Source organism: Nonomuraea indica (assembly GCF_002850745.1).
Classification (GTDB): domain Bacteria; phylum Actinomycetota; class Actinomycetes; order Streptosporangiales; family Streptosporangiaceae; genus Nonomuraea; species Nonomuraea indica.
Window position 1 is genome coordinate 19,670 of the sequence record NZ_KZ559486.1, and the last position, 16,294, is coordinate 35,963.

Consider the following 16,294-nt stretch of genomic DNA (forward strand, 5'->3'; position numbering starts at 1 on the left):
CACCGGCTCGGGTTAGTGACCGAGCAAGCCAGGCTCCCGTACGGCACCCGCCGGGCCGTACGACAGAGGGCGGGCGCCGGACCCCCGGCACCCACCCGATCAACGACGAAATCCCACGAGGAAAAGCAATGGCTTCCGTGAACATGGCCGACGTCAAGCGGCTTCGCGAGATCACCGCTGCCGGCATGATGGACTGCAAGAAGGCGCTCGAGGAGGCTGACGGCGACTTCGACCGCGCCATCGAGCTGCTGCGCCTCAAGGGCGCCAAGGACGTAGGCAAGCGCGAGGCGCGCACCGCCTCCAACGGCCTGGTCGCGCTCAAGCAGGACGGCGACGCCGCCGCTGCGCTGCTCGAGCTCAACTGCGAGACCGACTTCGTGGCCAAGGGCGAGCGCTTCCAGGAGCTGGCCGCCCAGGTCGTCGCGCACGTGCTGGCCACCAAGCCGGCCGACGTGGCGTCCCTGCTGGAGTCCTCCTTCGACGGCAAGACCGTCAAGGAGCACCTCGACGTCGCCAACGCCGCGCTCGGCGAGAAGATCGAGATCCGCCGTTTCGCGGTTCTCGAGGGCGGTTACATCGGCGCCTACATGCACCGCACCGACCCGGCGCTGCCCCCGGCCGTCGGCGTTCTCGTGCAGCTCGACAAGCCGAACGCCGACGTGGCCAAGGACATCGCGCAGCACGCCGCCGCGATGGCCCCGCAGTACCTCAACGCCGCCGCCGTGCCGGGCGAGGTCATCGCGAAGGAGCGCAAGCTCTTCGAGGAGATGACCCGCGAGGAGGGCAAGCCCGAGGCCGCCATCGGCAAGATCGTCGAGGGTCGCGTCAACGGCTGGTACAAGGACTTCACCCTGCTCCAGCAGGCGTTCGTCAAGGACAACAAGAAGAGCGTGGGCAAGTACGCCGAGGAGAACGGCGTCGAGGTGCTGGGCTTCGTTCGCTACAAGGTCGGTCAGGCTTAGGCTTGAGCGAACCCCCAGCCCCACGAACCGCCTAAGAAGGAGGCCGCCGCCGTGCAGGAGAATCAGGAGCCAGCCACGTCGGCGGCTTCTTCGCATCCGGGTCCGTCCCAGAGCCCGCTGAGGTGGAAGCGGGTGATGCTGAAGCTGTCGGGTGAGGCGTTCGCGGGTGGCGACCCGCTGGGCATCGACCCGCTGGTGGTCGACCATCTCGCCGACTCCATCGCCGAGGCCGTACGCGAGGGCGTGCAGGTGGCGGTGGTGGTCGGCGGGGGCAACATGTTCCGTGGCGCGGCCCTGTCCGAGCAGGGCATCGACCGGGCCCGCGCCGACTACATGGGCATGCTCGGCACGGTCATCAACTGCCTCGCGCTGCAGGACTTCCTGGAGCGGCGCGGCGTCGAGACGAGAGTCCAGACCGCCATCACCATGCAGCAGGTGGCCGAGCCGTTCCTGCCGCGCCGGGCGATCAGGCACCTGGAGAAGGGCCGCGTGGTGATCTTCGGTGCGGGGCTCGGCTCGCCGTTCTTCTCCACCGACACCGCCGCGTCGCAGCGGGCGCTGGAGATCGGCGCCGAGGCGCTGCTCAAGGGCACCCAGGTGGACGGCGTCTACGACTCCGACCCGCGCAAGAACCCCGACGCGGTGCGCTTCGACCACCTCGACTACGGAGAGGTGCTGATCCGCGACCTGCAGGTCATGGACGCCACCGCGATCAGCCTCTGCAAGGACAACGACCTGCCGATCGTGGTCTTCGACCTGATGGGCGAGGGCAACATCCTGCGCGCGGTCCGCGGTGAGAAAATCGGCACGCTGGTGAGTCCCGCAGGGAAATGACGGAGCGAGCCCGATCCGCCAGCTAGTAGACAGGGAGCCGCTGTGATCGACGAAACTCTCCTCGAAGCCGAGGAAAAGATGGACAAGGCCGTGTCGGTCGCGAAGGAGGACTTCGCGGGCATCCGCACGGGTCGTGTCACCCCCTCCATGTTCAACAAGATCAGTGCCGACTACTACGGTTCGCCGACACCGATTCAGCAGCTGGCCTCGTTCCACGTGCCCGAGGCCCGCATGGTCATCATCCAGCCCTATGACAAGAGCTCGATGGCCGCGATCGAGAAGGCGATCCGCGACTCCGACCTGGGCGTCAACCCGGGCAACGACGGCGCGGTGATCCGGGTGACGTTCCCCGAGCTTTCGGAGGAGCGCCGCAAGGAGTACATCAAGGTCGCCCGGAACAAGGGCGAGCACGCCAAGGTCTCGGTGCGGAACATCCGCCGTGCGGCCAAGGAGACCCTCGACAAGATGATCAAGGATGGCGACGCCGGCGAGGACGAGGTCCGGCGCGCCGAGAAAGAGCTCGACGACATCACGCAGAAGCACGTCGCCAAGATCGACGAGTTGCTCAAGCACAAGGAAGCCGAGCTGCTCGAGGTCTGAGCGGCGCGCCGCACGGCCCTCGCCCCGGGGCGAGGGCCGTGGCATATGGAGAGTCTCAGTGGAAGAACGTACGGCTGGCAGCAGCCCGAGCGGCGGCAGCCGTACCGGGAGAAACCTGCCCGCCGCGATCGCGGTGGGCGTGGGGCTGGGCACGCTGGTCATCGCCTCCCTCTACACGATCAAGGAACTCTTCCTGCTCGTGGTGGTGGCGGCCGTCGGGGTCGGCACGGTGGAGCTGGTACGGGCGTTCGCCACGCGCGGCATCCGGGTGCCGGTGGTGCCGGTGCTGGTGGCGCTGGCCGCCATGCAGGCCGGGGCCTACTGGGGTGGGCCGGTCTGGTTGCTGGGCACGTTCGTGGTCGCCACGTTCGTGCTGCTGATCTGGCGGATGTTCAGCGACGGCACGGACGGTTATGTCCGGGACGCGACGGCGTCGGTCTTCCTGCTGGCGTACCCGCCGCTGCTGGCGGGGTTCGTCGCGCTGCTGCTGGCGCCGCCGGACGGGCGGAGCCGGGTGGTCGTGTTCATCGCGGTCACGGTGGCGAGTGACATCGGCGGCTACATCGCCGGCGTGCTGTTCGGGCGGCACAAGATGAGCGTCATCAGCCCGAAGAAGACCTGGGAGGGGTTCGCCGGGTCGGTCATCGCCTGCATGGCCGTGGGGGCGTGGCTGGTCGTCTGGCTCTTCGACGGGGCGATCTGGCAGGGCGCGCTGATCGGCGCGCTGGGCGCGATGCTGGCGACCGCGGGCGACCTCGTCGAGTCGATGATCAAGCGAGATCTCGGCATCAAGGATCTCGGATCGATCCTGCCGGGGCACGGCGGGCTGATGGACCGGCTCGACTCGCTGGTGACGACGCTGGTCCCGGTCTGGCTGCTGCTGTCGTTGTTCTTCTGACGCCTGGTCTCCCGGGCGCCGGGCGCGGCGCAGCGGCGGCGGGACCAGCTGAACGGGTCTAGTGGCGGTGCTCGTCCAGTTGCCGGGCGGTCACCGGCACCAGCCACAGCCAGCGGACGCCCTCGCCGCCGAACGTGAAGCCGGACATGTGCGGCATGCCGGGCTGTTCGGCCAGCATGAGCACGCCGGCGTACTGCGGCCCGAGCGGGAACGTCGACGGTTCGTGATACCACTTGGCCGTGTGCCCGTGGCCCAGCCAGGTGACCGAGTGCCACGGATACTGCGACAGCCACACCAGCAGCAGCGCCACCTCGCGAGGGTCGTCGCGGGTGGCCACGGCCAGCTCGACACGGGCGTAGGCGTCGGGCTTGTCGATCCACTGCTCGACCGTCGGCATGCGCTGGCAGCTCATGCCGACGGTGGACAGCACCGTGAACGCCCGGCCGGCGTGCGGCGGCCGCTCGGTGATGCCCACGGTGGGCAGTCGCTCGCCGCTGACGTCCCAGTAGCGGCCCGCAGGGCCGAGCACCCGGTCGAGGTGGCTCATCACGAACTGCTGGAACGACGGCCACGACCCCTGAGAGTGCCGCCACCGCCAGTAGGAGCGGGCGTTGGAGATGCGCGGGTCCAGCCCTTCGAGCGCCTCCGACAGGGCCCAGGCGAACGGCGTCTCACCCACCGCGTCCCGGGCGTACCCGGGCATGCCTCTGCCCATGTCGGCCCAGCCGGGGATCACCGCGAGCAGGTCGTCGTCCTCGTAGAGGGCCACCCCGTCGCCCTCCTCGAACCACAGGGCGGTCAACTGCCCGAGGGGCCGCCGACCGGCCGGGTGCGTCGTGTGGGGGGCCGGCATCACGGGCGGCAGGCCGGCGGAGACCCTGCCCGGATCGACCGTCTCCGGGGCGGGCCGGTGGTTGGCGAGCCACACCGCGCCGTGCACGGTGCCGTCGGGGGAGCACAGGTAGGCCACCGAGGCGTCCTCGTCTCGTTCGACCACGAGTGTCCGGCTCCCGTACGGGTTGCCGGCGGTGAGGACGACCTCGGTCCGTCCCTCGCTGGACGCCGACCGGAAAATCGCCATACGCAACGACTGTAGAACGGCCGACCACCTCAGGCGACCCGTACGGCGAGGATGGTCCGTCCGCATGGCGGGCTGCCGCGGATGGAGCAGGACGGTCCGCATGCGGTCCGTGCGTACGGCAGGGCGTTCCGTGCTGCCGGGTCACCGTGGGCCGGGACCGTCAGAGGGGATGGAATGGCGCGGGGCGGGTCGAGCGTTCACTACCCTGGTCGGTAACCCTCTAGCAGAAGGCAGTCCCGTGTCCCAGCAGCCAGGCCAGCTCACCTTCGTCGCGCCGCGCCGGGCCAAGCCCGCCAGGCACCTGGCCGACCTGTCGATGGCCGACCGCCGCGCGGCGGTCGCCGAGCTGGGCGAGAAGGCCTTCCGCGCCGACCAGTTGTCGCGTCACTACTTCGAGCGGCTCACCACCGACGTGCGGGAGATGACCGACCTGCCCGCCGCGTCCCGTGACCGGCTGGCGTCGCTGCTGCCGCCGCTGCTGACCGCGGTGAAGGAGCTCACGACCGACGGCGGCACCACCCGCAAGACGCTGTGGCGGCTGTTCGACGGCGCGCTGGTGGAGTCGGTGCTGATGCGTTATCCCGACCGGGTGACGATGTGCGTGTCGTCGCAGGCGGGCTGCGGCATGAACTGCCCGTTCTGCGCCACCGGCCAGGCGGGGCTGACCCGCAACATGTCCACGGCCGAGATCGTCGAGCAGGTCGTCTCGGGTGCCCGCGCGCTGGCGGCCGGGGAGGTGCCGGGCGGGCCGGGCCGCGTCAGCAACGTCGTGTTCATGGGCATGGGCGAGCCGCTGGCCAACTACAAGCAGGTCATCGGAGCGGTCCGCCGGCTGGTGGAGCCGGCTCCGCACGGGCTCGGCATCTCGGCGCGCGGCGTCACGGTCTCCACGGTCGGCCTGGTGCCGGCGATCGGCAAGCTCGCCGACGAGGGTCTGCCGGTGACGCTCGCCCTGTCCCTGCACGCGCCCGACGACGAGCTGCGCGACACGCTGGTGCCCATCAACACCCGCTGGAAGGTGTCGGAGGTGCTCGACGCGGCCTGGGCGTACGCGGCGCGCACCAAGCGGCGTGTGTCGATCGAGTACGCGCTCATCAAGGACGTCAACGACCAGGAGTGGCGCGCCGACCTGCTCGGCAAGCTGGTCAAGAACAAGCTGGTGCACGTCAACCTGATCCCGCTCAACCCGACGCCCGGCTCCAAGTGGACGGCCTCCCGCCCGGAGGACGAGCGGGCGTTCGTCCGGCGCCTGCAGTTCCACGGCGTGCCGGTGACGGTGCGTGACACGCGCGGGCGCGAGATCGACGGCGCCTGCGGCCAGCTCGCCGCCGCCGAGTGACCGGCCGGGAGTGACGAGCCCGAGGTCACGGGGCGCGTCACAGGCCCGGTGTCACGGGCCCGGCGTCACGGGCCCGCTGTCACGGGCGGGTGCGGCGCAGGCGCGCGTACGTGGCCACAGCGGCGAGACACCACGCCAGCGAGACGGCGGCCAGCACGGGCAGCCGGGCGGTGAGCTCCCCTGCCGTGGCGGCCTTCATCCAGGCGGTCACGGGCACCGTCAGCCAGTACACCGGTGAGGCGCTGACCAGCAGCATCGCCAGATACCCGGCGAGCAGCCCCATGATGGACAGCGCCGGCGAGGGCACGATCGCGCGGCTGGTGAGCGCGCCGAGGGCCAGGCCCGTCACGGCGGCGAGGCCGTGCAGCGCGGCGGCGGCCAGGGTGACCGCCGGCGAGGGGAGGACCGACAGGCCCCATGCCAGGCCCCAGCCGAACACCAGCGCCGCGAACGCCACACACGCCGTGAGCGCGGCCAGCAGCCCGGCGACGACCTCGCGGGTGCCGCTGCCGACGGCGGTGGCGGAGACGACGCGCTGCTGGTCCGGCTCGGTGTCGAGGACGCTGCGCGCGGCCCAGGCCAGGAACGGCAGGACGAGCACGGCCGAGTCCGCCAGCGCGGTCGCCCCGGACTCCGCGGGCGCGCGGTTGCCGTGCACGATCGCGAGCACGGTCAGCACGGGCAGCAGGGCCTGGTAAGCGCGGTGCGACCGCACGTAGGCGGTGACGCGGAAGACGACCAGAGCGGTCATCCGACCTCCTCCGGGGTCACGGGGCGGGCCTGATACCCGTCGCTCCGGACGCGATGCAGGAACGCCGGCAGCTCGCCCGCCGGGACCCGCACCTCCACGGTCACCCGCGCCTCGCCCGGCCCTTCGGGGGCGGCGACTTCGGCGAGCCGGCCGTCCTGGAGCGCCCAGTGACGCAGCCCGGCCAGGCCGCGCAAGCCGCCCTGATGGTCGCTGGCCACCACGACGCCGCCGCGGTCCGCGACCTCGGTCATGATCGCGGGCAGTGCTTCGCGGGTGTCCCGGTCCAGCCCGGCGAACGGCTCGTCGAGGATGAGCAGCCCCGGGCCGGGCATGAGCGCCTGGGCGAGCCCCACCTTGTGCGCGCTGCCCTTGGACAGCTCCCGCAGCCGCACCCCCAGCAGGTGCGTCATGTTCAGGCGTTCGGCCCACGGCTCCCAGCGGGCGCCGCCCCGCACCCGGGACATGTGCCGCAGGTAGCCCGCCACGGTGAACGGTTGCCCGGCGGGGAACCGGTCGGGAGCGAAGCCCACGACGGCCGGCCGGCCCGTCACCGTCCCCGAGGTGGGCGGGGTGAGCCCGGCCAGGAGCCGCAGCAGGGTCGACTTGCCCGCCCCGTTCGCCCCGGCCAGCTCGATCACGTCGCCGGGGTCGAGGCGGGCGTCGATGCCCCGGAGGACGTCCTGTGCCCGTCTCCGATAGCGGAACGAGACCCGTGACAGCCGCATGTGCGGTAACCGTAGGGCATGACTCGCTTTGTCGAGATAAAGAGCCCCACAATAGGAGCGAACCCCCGGCACACCTCAGAAGGAGTGGGCTTGAACCGCTTTCCGCGCGTCATGGGTATGCGTTCAGGCTACGACCCGGCCGAGGTCGACGCCCTCATCGGGCGGATCGAGGCGACCCTGGGCAGGGGGACACGTGATCTGGAGCCCGTGACGGCCGACGACGTGCGCAATGCCACGTTCACGGCCAGGCGCGGCGGCTACCACGAGACGGCCGTGGACTTCGCGCTGGAGGCGTTCGTGGTGGCGCTGGAGACGAAGGCCACCGCGCCGGTGCGGCTGGCGATGGCCGAGCCGACCGGCGACATGCTGCGCGAGGAGTGGTTCGAGACGCAGGCGGCCCGGGTCGAGCGGGTGGCGTTCCGGCCCGGTCGGATGGGCACCGGCTACAACGAGGACGAGGTCGACGCGTTCCTCGACCGGATCGTGGCCACGCTGCGCGGCACGACCGAGTATCCGGTGTCGGCCAAGGAGGTGCGGGAGGCGAAGTTCTCGACCGTGCTGCTGCGGTCGGGCTACCTCATCGCCGACGTGGACGCCTTCCTGGCGGGCATCGCCGACGTCCTCGAACAGCGCGGCTGACGTCCTCCGACAGCGCGGGGCCGCGCCAGGACGGCGCGGCCGGTAGCCCGTGCGGGTCGGGTGGGCGGTGCGTGCGGGTCGGGTGGGCGGTGCGTGCGGGTCGGGTAGGCAGCGCGTGCCGGGTCAGGCGGCGATCGTGGCCGCGAGGCCGCGCAGGTCGGGCAGCTCGGTCTGCGTGACCGCCGGGTCGGCGGGCCGTTCGGCCAGCCGGTTGATCCACACGCGGCGGATGCCCAGCCGGTGGGCGGGCACCATGTCGTGGGTGTAGCTCTGCGCGACGTGCACCCACCGCTCCGGCTCGAACGACTCCCGGAACACCCTGAAGTGCGCGTCGTCCGGCTTGTAGGCGCCGGCGTCCTCGGCGGTCACCACCGCGTCGAACGGCGTCTCCAGCCGCCGCCGCGTCTCGGCGATCAGGTCGCGGTCGCAGTTGGTGAGCAGCGCCAGCCGCCACCCGGCGGCCCGCAGCGTCGCCAGCTCGTCGCGCACCTCCGGGAAGACCGGCCAGTAGGGCAGCGTGGCGGCCAGCACGGAGGCGTCGTCGGGCCGCAACGCCGTCCCCGTCTCGGCGCAGGCGCGGCGCAGCGACTCGGCGAGGACCTCCCGGTAGCGCAGCGACGGCGACTCGGTCTGCACGTCGAGTTCGTGGCGGCCGTAGGCGCCGAGCAGCCGCTCGCCCTGGCCGGGCAGGATCAGGTCGATCGCGGTGGCGATGCCGTGCCGCCAGTCGACGAGTGTGCCGAAACAGTCGAATGTGACCCATCGCATGGGTCCATCATCGCTTACGGCGATCACCGTGCGGCCGATCGAAGCGGCCGATCCGCCCTGCTCCTCTCCGTCGAGAGCCGGGGTTCCGCGGAGCGAGCCCGTCGAGGGCGGCGGTACGGGGTGGATCGGGTCCGGGGGCTCAGGCCGGCGATTCCTTCGCGGGCGGCCCGGCCCGCGGTCCGGCAGGGGCCGGAGGCGGGACTTCGTCCGACGCCGCGACGTGACGGTGCAGCAGGGCGACGATCACCGACGTGACAGGGGCGGCGAGGAACGCGCCGGTGACCCCGGCGACCAGGCTGCCCACCGCGATGGCCACGATGATCACCGCGCCGGGCAGGTCGAGCGCCCGGCCGTAGATCTGGGGGGCCAGCACGTGCCCTTCGAGCTGCTGCACGGCCACGGTCACCGCCACCACGATCAGCGCCACCAGCCAGCCCTTGGCCACGAACGCCACCACCGCGGCCAGCAGCCCCGCGATGAACGCCCCGACGACCGGCAGGAACGACCCCACGAACGTCAGCACGGCCAGCGGCAGCGCCAGCGGCACCCCCAGGATCCACAGCGCCAGCCCGATGAAGAACCCGTCGACCAGCCCCACGAGTGCCACGCCGCGGATGTAGCGGCCGATGACCGTGAAGATCAGCTCGCCGCTCTCGACGAGGGGCCGCCGCGCCCCGGCGGGGGCCAGGTCGACCAGCCAGCGGAACAGCCGGTCGCCGCCGTGCACGAAGTACACCGCGAGGATGACGGCCAGCACGGTCCCGACGAGGATCTCTCCCGCGGTCCGGACGCCGGTGAGCGCCCCGGTGGCGATCGTCTGGCCCTGCCTCGACAGGTAGGCGCCGATCTGGTCGACCACGGCCGAGCCGTCGACGCCGAACCGGGTGGCGAGGTTGTTGAGCTCGGCGACGGCCTTGCCCAGGCTCGCGTTCAGCTCGGAGACGCTGGCGACGGTGGGCGGCACGAGCAACGCGATGAACGCCCCGCCCACGAGCAGCCCGCCCACGAACACGGCGAGGGTGGCCAGTGCCCGGCTGAGCCCGCGCCGCCCCAGCCACCGGGCGGGCGGCAGCAGCAGCGCGGTGATGAACACGCCGACGATGACCGAGATGACCACGGTCCGCAGGACCTGGAACAGGAACAGCCCGACGGCGATGATCGCGATCCACCCGAGCGCCCGCCACGCCCTCATCCCGGCCCTCCCGACGTCGTGCCTGGTGAGCAGCCTTCCCGCCGTGCGGTGCCGTACACCCGGACCGCCGCCCGCCGCCCGCCGCCCGCCGCCCGGGGCGGGCGGCCTCCAGGAGGACGGCCGCTGACCGGGCGGTGTGGCGGGCTGCCGTTGCACCGCCCGGTCACCGCCCGCGTGGTCAGCCCGGTGGGGTGAGGCGCGGGCGCTGTCCCTTCTTGCCCGCCTCGTAGGCCTGCCGGGACTCGCGGCCCGCGACGGTGGTGGACAGCTCGGCCACCGGCACGTCCCACCACGCCTCCGACGAGGGCGCGGAGACCGCCGGGTCGGTCCGCACGTAGATCACGGTGGTCCCGGTGGCGGCGCGGGCGTCGTCGAGGGCCTTGCGCAGCCCGTCCAGAGAGTCGGCCCGCAGCACCGAGGCGCCCAGGCTGGCGGCGTTGGCCGCGAGGTCCACCGGGAGCGGGCCGCCGTCGTAGCGGCCGGCGCCGCGGTAGGCGTAGGAGGTGCCGAGCCGTTCGGCGCCGACGCTTTCGGACAGGTTGCCGATCGAGGCGAACCCCGAGTTGTCGACCAGCACGACGACCAGCTTGATCCCCTCGGCGACGGCGGTGACGAGCTCCTGGGCCATCATCAGGTAGGACCCGTCGCCCACCATGACGAACACCTCCCGCTCGGGCGCCGCCAGCTTGACGCCGAGCCCGCCGGCGATCTCGTAGCCCATGCACGAGTAGCCGTACTCGACGTGGTAGCTGCCGGGCCCGCTGGGGCGCCAGAGCTTGTGCAGGTCGCCGGGCATGGAGCCGGCCGCGCACACCACCACGCCGTCGTCGCCGGCGGCGGCGTTGACCGCGCCGATGACGGCCGGCTGCGGCAGGGGCGAGCCGTCGGGGGCGCCGGCGGCGTAGGCGGCGTCCACGGCGGCGTCCCAGGCGCGGTTCAGCTCGGTGGCCCGGGCCCGGTGGGCGTCCGGCGCCGCCCAGCCCGCGCACGCCACCGACAGGTCGGCCAGGCCTTCGCGGGCGTCGGCGACGAGCTGCGTGCCGGACAGCTTGGCCGCGTCGAAGCCGGTGACGTTGAGGTTGACGAACCGGGCGTCCGCCGCGAACAGCGACCCGGAGGCGGTGGTGAAGTCGCTGTAGCGGGTGCCGACGCCGATGACGACGTCCGCCTCGCGGGCCAGCGCGTTGGCGGCGGTCGTGCCGGTCGCGCCGACCGCGCCGACCGCCAGCGGGTGACCGTGCGGCAGCGCCCCCTTGCCCGCCTGCGTCTCGGCGACCGGGACGCCGTGCGTCTCGGCGAAGGCGCGCAGCGCGTCGGAGGCCTCGCTGTAGAGCACCCCGCCGCCGGCGACGACCAGCGGCCGCCGGGCCGACCTGAGCAGCTCGGCGGCGCGGGCGACGGCGGCCCGTTCGGGGCGCGGCCGGGGGATGTGCCAGACGCGCCGGGCGAACAGCTCCTCCGGCCAGTCCCACGCCTCGGCCTGCACGTCCTGCGGAAGCGCCAGCGTCACCGCGCCCGTCTCGGCCGGGTCGGTGAGCACCCGCATGGCGGCCAGCAGCGCCGGGGGGAGCTGCTCGGGCCGGTTGATCCGGTCCCAGTAGCGGGAGACGGGCCGGAAGCAGTCGTTCACCGACACGTCGTAGGAGCGCTGGTCCTCCAGCTCCTGCAGCACGGGGTTGGCCACCCGGGTGGAGAACACGTCCCCCGGCAGCAGCAGCACCGGCAGCCGGTTGATCGTCGCCCCGGCGGTGCCGGTCACCATGTTGGTCGCGCCGGGCCCGATCGAGGTGGTGCAGGCCAGGGTGGACAGCCGGTTGGCGGCGCGGGCGTAGGCGGCGGCGGTGTGCACCATCGCCTGCTCGTTGCGGGCCAGGCGGTAGGGCAGCTCCACGTCAGGGGGCGAGGTGGCCAGCGCCTGGCCGAGCCCGGCCACGTTGCCGTGGCCGAAGATGCCGAGACACCCGCCGAAGAAGCGGTGTTCGGCCCCGTCGCGCTCGCTCCACTGCGCGGCCAGGAACCGGACCACGGCCTGGGCGACGGTCAGCCGGATCGTCGAGGTCGTCATCGGTTCCTCCCGAACGGCAGTCTGGGGTCGGGGGCCTGGCCCTCCCAGGAGGAGCGGATCCAGGCGTGGCGGGGGTCGTCGCAGAAGGCCATCGTCCGCTCCTCCGCGGGCCCGGCCAGGACGTTCAGGTAGTACATGTCGTAGCCGGGCGTGGCCATGGACGGGCCGTGGTAGCCGTAGGGGACGAGCACGACGTCGCCGGAGGTCACCTCGGCGAGGGTGTCGATGCGGCCCCGCTCGGAGGAGTAGACCCGCTGGTAGCCCATGCCCTCGCCGGCGACCTCGAAGTAGTAGACCTCCTCCAGCACCGCCTCGCCGTCGCCGGGGGTGTCGTGCTTGTGCGGGGGATAGGAGGACCAGTTGCCGCCCGGGGTGAGCACCTCGACGGCGACGAGCCTGTCGCAGTCGAAGACGCCGGGGGCGCAGAAGTTGTTCACCTGGCGGGTGGCCTGCCCGGCGCCGCGGATCTCCACGGGCACCTGGGAGGCGGGCACGTAGCGGGGTTCGAGCCGGCGGGTGGCGCGGGCGGACGGCACCGCGACGCGCCCCCGGCCCTCCAGCGTCACCTGGGACGCGATCGGGACGTAGGCGAAGTCGGAGGGGCCGTCGAACACCGACTTCCTGCCCCGCAGCTCCCACTCGACCGTCTCGTCAGGCGAGCCGGTGGAGGAGCAGCGCACGGTGCAGGAGCCCGCCAGCGGCAGGACCACCATCTCCTCGTCGCCCGTGCCGAACGACACCGGCGCGCCGCCCAGCTCCAGCACGCGCAGGCCCGAGTAGGTCCAGCCCGCCACCTCGGGGGTGATCTCCACGGACCAGGGGCCGTTCGCGGCCTTGCCGTACGGAAGGTATGTCATCAGCGAACCTCTCGAACCAGGGCGGCCGCGCCGTCCACGGCCGCGGCGACGTCGTCGTCCGGAGGGTAGAGCAGCGCGCGCCCGACCACGAGCCCGCGTACCCCCGGCAGCCGCAGCGCCCGGCCCCAGTCGGCGTAGGCGGTGTCGATGTCGGGCGGGTCGCCGCCCAGCAGCAGGGCGGGCAGCGTGGTGGCCGCCATGACCCGCTCCATCTCGGCGACCGCGGGGATCTTCAGCCAGGTGTAGGCGGAGGTGACGCCGAGCGCCTGGGCGACGCTGATGGCCTTGATGACGGCGTCGGGCGACAGGTCGTTGCGCAGCGTCCCGGCGCCGGAGCGGCTCGACCAGAACGGCTCGACCATGGCGACGAGCCGTCTGCGGGCCAGGTCGGTCACCGCGTGCGCGCACGACTCCAGCGTCGCGGCCGTCGCCGGGTCGGCCGGGTCGATGCGGCAGAGCATCTTGCCGCCGTCCAGCCGCATCGCGTCGATCGCGGCGGCGTCGTAGCCGGTGAACCGGTCGTCGGCCTCGAACACCGCGCCCTGCAGGCCGCCCCGGTTCATCGAGCCGAAGGCCAGCTTGCCCTCCAGCGCGCCGAGCAGCAGCAGGTCCTCCAGCACGTCGGGCGTGGCGAGGATGCCGTGCACGCCGGGCCGGTCCAGCGCCACGCGCAGCCGGTCGAGCAGGTCGGTACGGCTGGCCATGGCCAGGGGCCGGTCGCGCACGGCCAGCGCGCCCCGCGCGGGGTGGTCGGCGGCGATGACGAGCAGCCGGTCGCCGTCGCCGGGCAGTTCGCGCCGCTGCCGCCGGGCCGCCGCCTCGGCGATGCCGCCGGGGTTGCCGGCGCGGATGCGGGTGAGGTGCTCGTAGGAGGTGGCGGCGGATGGGCGCCCGGCGGCGCCCGCGGAGGAGGCGGGGGCGGTGGAAGGCGCCGAGGGCGTGGAGGGCAGGGTCGTCTCGCTCATAGCAGTGCCTGCACCTCGTCCGTGGTGGGCATGGCGTCGGCGCAGGCCAGGCGGGCGGCGACGAACGCGCCCGCCGCGTTGGCGAAGCGGATCGTGCGCTCCAGCGACCAGCCCCGCACCAGCCCGAGGCAGACCGCGCCGCCGAACGCGTCTCCCGCGCCGATGCCGTTGACCACCTCGACCTTGACCGGCTCGGCCAGCACGTGCTCGTCGGCGCTGCGGGCCAGCACGCCCTCGGGCCCCATCTTCACGATCGCCACCCGCATCCCGGCGTCGAGCAGTGCCTGCGCGGCGGCCTCCGGGTCGCGGACGCCGACGGCGTTCTCCACCTCGTCGAGGTTGCCGACGGCCACGTTCGCGTGCGGCAGCAGCTCGCGCACCCGGTCGCGGCCGGCCTCGGCGGACTCCCACAGCATGGGCCGGTAGTCCAGGTCGAAGACGGTCCATCCGGAGGGGCGCGCGGCCAGCGCCGCGGCGTGGGCGGAGCGGCTGGGCTCCTGGCTGAGGCCGGTGGCGGTGAACCAGAACACGCGGGCGTCGCGGATCGCGGCGAGGTCCAGCGATTCCGGGGTCAGCCGGAGGTCCGGGGGATGCTCGCCCCGGTAGAAGTAGAGCGGGAAGTGGTCGGGCGGGAAGATCTCGCAGAAGGTGACGGGGGTGGCCGGGCCGTCGACCGTGGCCACGAACGAGTCGTCGACGCCGAACCCGCGGATCGCCTGCCTGACGTACTCACCGAAGGGGTCGGCGCCGGTGGCGGTGATCACCGCCGCGCGCAGGCCGTGGCGGGCCGCCGCCACGGCGACGTTGGTGGGGCTGCCGCCGAGGAACTTGCCGAAGGTCTCGACTTGGGCCAGGCCCACGCCGGTCTGCAGCGGGTAGACGTCGACGCCGCAGCGTCCGATCGTGATCAGGTCGAACAACGCACCTCCAGAGGGCTCTGGTCCCCCAGTACGACGTAATGTCCTGACATTAGCATGTCCGTTATCGTTCGCTCGGAGCCGGACGCATCGCCGGCCGTGCCCCGGGTAGGGGGCCGCCACTCCGGTCGGTCACCGGTTCGACACATTCCCGAAATATAGCCAGGCCTTTACGACATATGAATGTCATGACATATTGGCGTTTGCTCCGTTAGAGAACAGTCGGAGGGTACGCATGGGAGTGCGGAAGCGGTCGTTAGGTTTCACTGCGGTCCTGGCCGCGTCCGGGCTGGCCCTGGCCGCCTGCGGCCAGTCCTCGGGTGGCGGCGGTGACGCGATCGAGCTCACGATCGCCCAGAACGCCATCGCGGGCGGCAAGAACGCCGCCGCCGCGGAGTTCATCGACAAGTGGCTGATCCCCAAGTTCGAGGAGGCCCAGAAGGCCAAGGGCAAGAACGTCACGGTCAAGTTCGTCCCCAGCGGCGTCGACGACGAACAGTACAAGACCAAGCTCTCCCTCGACCTGAAGTCGGGCAAGGGCGCCGACGTGATCGACATCGACGGCATCTGGGCCGGCGAGTTCGCCCAGGCCGGATACATCAAGCCGCTGTCCGAGCTGGTCGGGCCGGAGGCCGACTCCTGGGACGGCTGGCAGCAGATCCCCGAGGCCGTGCAGGGCATGGCCACCTACGAGGGCAAGAAGTACGCGCTGCCCGTCGGCACCGACGGCCGCGTCCTGTACTTCAACAAGCCGGTCTTCGCCAAGGCCGGACTGCCCGCCGACTGGCAGCCCAAGAGCTGGCAGGAGGTGCTCGACGCCGGAGCCAAGCTCAAGGCCGCGGGCGTCCCCGTCCCGATCCAGATCAACGCCGGCACCGCGATGGGCGAGGCCACCTCCATGCAGGGCGTGCTGCCGCTGCTGGCCGGCGCGGGCGGAGAGGTGCAGAAGGACGGCAAGTGGACCGGCGCCTCCCAGCCGCTCAAGGACGTGCTCGGCCTGTACCAGAAGATCTACGGCGGCGGGCTCGGCGACCCCCGGCTCCAGCAGGACGCCAAGGGCCGCGACAAGTCGTTCCAGCGGTTCGCCGAGGGCGAGGTCGGCATCCTCATGGAGGGCGACTACTTCTGGCGCGGCGTCGTCAACCCCAAGGACGGCATCGCCAAGATGGACGACCGTGACCAGAACGTCGGCTACGCCCTCATCCCGGCGATGGAGCCCGGCAAGGGCATCCGCGGACAGGACTTCGTCAGCATGTCCGGCGGCGCGCTGCGCACGGTCAACCCGCACAGCAAGCACCCCAAGGAGGCGTTCGAACTGCTGGCCTTCACGCTGTCCCCGGAGGCGCTGAAGGAGGAGGCCAAGAACGGCAGCGTGCGCGTCACCCCGCGCACCGACGTCAACAAGGAGTTGCTCGCCGGCGACCCGCTGCTGACGTTCATCTCCGAGAAGGTGCTGCCGCTGACGGCCTACCGCCCGCCCGTCGCCGTCTACCCGCAGGTGTCGGTGGCGCTGCAGGAGGCCACCTCCGCCGTGGTCGGCGGCACGACGCCCGACCAGGCGGCGGCCGACTACCAGAAGAAGCTCGAAGGAATCGTCGGTGGCGCAGGCAACATCGCTTCCTGACACCGGCGAGGAGCGGCCGGCCCGCCGCTACAGCGAGGACGCGGCGGGCCTGGGCCGGCTGCGCGCGGGGGCCCTCA

At 72.3% G+C, this 16,294-nt stretch carries 16 protein-coding genes; 7 read left to right on the top strand and 9 right to left on the bottom strand.

The window, feature by feature from the left end:
* The first annotated feature begins 128 nt into the window (after positions 1-128).
* The 4 genes from tsf (at position 129) to CXR44_RS33840 (ending at position 3,294) form a co-directional block, all read left to right on the top strand.
* A complete protein-coding gene (gene tsf, locus CXR44_RS33825) occupies positions 129-962 on the top strand; it encodes a translation elongation factor Ts (protein WP_101790225.1) in 834 nt (277 codons plus the stop codon).
* A 135-nt stretch (positions 963-1,097) separates the two neighbouring features.
* Positions 1,098-1,796 (top strand): UMP kinase, encoded by a 699-nt coding sequence (pyrH, locus tag CXR44_RS33830; protein WP_217709034.1) that lies wholly within the window; start codon positions 1,098-1,100, stop codon positions 1,794-1,796.
* Positions 1,797-1,838: 42 nt separating this feature from the next.
* A complete protein-coding gene (gene frr, locus CXR44_RS33835; protein ID WP_101790227.1) occupies positions 1,839-2,396 on the top strand; it encodes a ribosome recycling factor in 558 nt (185 codons plus the stop codon).
* 58 nt (positions 2,397-2,454) lie between these two features.
* Entirely contained in the window at positions 2,455-3,294 is an 840-nt protein-coding gene (locus tag CXR44_RS33840; RefSeq protein WP_245899751.1) for a phosphatidate cytidylyltransferase, read from the top strand.
* A gap of 58 nt (positions 3,295-3,352) precedes the next feature.
* On the opposite strand, the gene CXR44_RS33845 is transcribed toward CXR44_RS33840, so the two are convergent.
* Positions 3,353-4,375 carry a suppressor of fused domain protein gene (locus CXR44_RS33845; protein WP_101790229.1) on the bottom strand — a complete coding sequence of 341 codons (1,023 nt, stop codon included), beginning with the start codon at positions 4,373-4,375 and terminating at the stop codon, positions 3,353-3,355.
* Positions 4,376-4,613: 238 nt separating this feature from the next.
* Between CXR44_RS33845 and rlmN the strand changes: the two genes are divergently transcribed.
* Positions 4,614-5,714, top strand: a complete 1,101-nt coding sequence (gene rlmN, locus CXR44_RS33850; RefSeq protein WP_101790230.1) for a dual-specificity RNA methyltransferase RlmN — start codon at positions 4,614-4,616, stop codon at positions 5,712-5,714.
* Between the two features lie 79 nt (positions 5,715-5,793).
* On the opposite strand, the gene CXR44_RS33855 is transcribed toward rlmN, so the two are convergent.
* Together CXR44_RS33855 and CXR44_RS33860 are read right to left on the bottom strand one after the other, a co-directional pair.
* A complete protein-coding gene (locus tag CXR44_RS33855; protein WP_101790231.1) occupies positions 5,794-6,465 on the bottom strand; it encodes a hypothetical protein in 672 nt (223 codons plus the stop codon).
* Positions 6,462-7,190, bottom strand: a complete 729-nt coding sequence (locus tag CXR44_RS33860) for an ABC transporter ATP-binding protein (RefSeq protein WP_101790232.1) — start codon at positions 7,188-7,190, stop codon at positions 6,462-6,464. The genes CXR44_RS33855 and CXR44_RS33860 overlap by 4 nt, the downstream gene beginning before the upstream one ends.
* An 18-nt stretch (positions 7,191-7,208) precedes the next feature.
* Here CXR44_RS33860 and CXR44_RS40325 point away from each other — a divergent pair, with 18 nt between their 5' ends.
* The gene (locus CXR44_RS40325) at positions 7,209-7,829 is read left to right on the top strand and encodes a DivIVA domain-containing protein (protein ID WP_101790233.1); all 621 of its coding nucleotides are present in this window, start codon (positions 7,209-7,211) and stop codon (positions 7,827-7,829) included.
* A gap of 123 nt (positions 7,830-7,952) precedes the next feature.
* Here CXR44_RS40325 and CXR44_RS33870 read toward each other — a convergent pair whose 3' ends face one another.
* From CXR44_RS33870 to iolC, 6 genes are all read right to left on the bottom strand, one after another.
* Positions 7,953-8,597 carry an HAD family hydrolase gene (locus CXR44_RS33870; protein ID WP_101790234.1) on the bottom strand — a complete coding sequence of 215 codons (645 nt, stop codon included), beginning with the start codon at positions 8,595-8,597 and terminating at the stop codon, positions 7,953-7,955.
* 139 nt (positions 8,598-8,736) lie between these two features.
* Positions 8,737-9,789 carry an AI-2E family transporter gene (locus CXR44_RS33875; protein ID WP_101790235.1) on the bottom strand — a complete coding sequence of 351 codons (1,053 nt, stop codon included), beginning with the start codon at positions 9,787-9,789 and terminating at the stop codon, positions 8,737-8,739.
* A gap of 178 nt (positions 9,790-9,967) precedes the next feature.
* On the bottom strand, positions 9,968-11,854 hold the full coding sequence (gene iolD / locus CXR44_RS33880) for a 3D-(3,5/4)-trihydroxycyclohexane-1,2-dione acylhydrolase (decyclizing) (RefSeq protein WP_101790236.1): 1,887 nt from the start codon (positions 11,852-11,854) through the stop codon (positions 9,968-9,970).
* The gene (gene iolB / locus CXR44_RS33885; protein ID WP_101790237.1) at positions 11,851-12,711 is read right to left on the bottom strand and encodes a 5-deoxy-glucuronate isomerase; all 861 of its coding nucleotides are present in this window, start codon (positions 12,709-12,711) and stop codon (positions 11,851-11,853) included. Before iolB ends, iolD begins: the two co-directional genes overlap by 4 nt.
* Positions 12,711-13,676, bottom strand: coding sequence for a Cgl0159 family (beta/alpha)8-fold protein (locus tag CXR44_RS33890; RefSeq protein WP_245899753.1), 966 nt, complete (start codon positions 13,674-13,676; stop codon positions 12,711-12,713). Before CXR44_RS33890 ends, iolB begins: the two co-directional genes overlap by 1 nt.
* On the bottom strand, positions 13,673-14,596 hold the full coding sequence (gene iolC, locus CXR44_RS33895) for a 5-dehydro-2-deoxygluconokinase (protein WP_101790238.1): 924 nt from the start codon (positions 14,594-14,596) through the stop codon (positions 13,673-13,675). Before iolC ends, CXR44_RS33890 begins: the two co-directional genes overlap by 4 nt.
* A 232-nt stretch (positions 14,597-14,828) precedes the next feature.
* Here iolC and CXR44_RS33900 point away from each other — a divergent pair, with 232 nt between their 5' ends.
* Positions 14,829-16,217 (top strand): extracellular solute-binding protein, encoded by a 1,389-nt coding sequence (locus CXR44_RS33900; RefSeq protein ID WP_101790239.1) that lies wholly within the window; start codon positions 14,829-14,831, stop codon positions 16,215-16,217.
* Positions 16,218-16,294 lie beyond the last annotated feature (77 nt).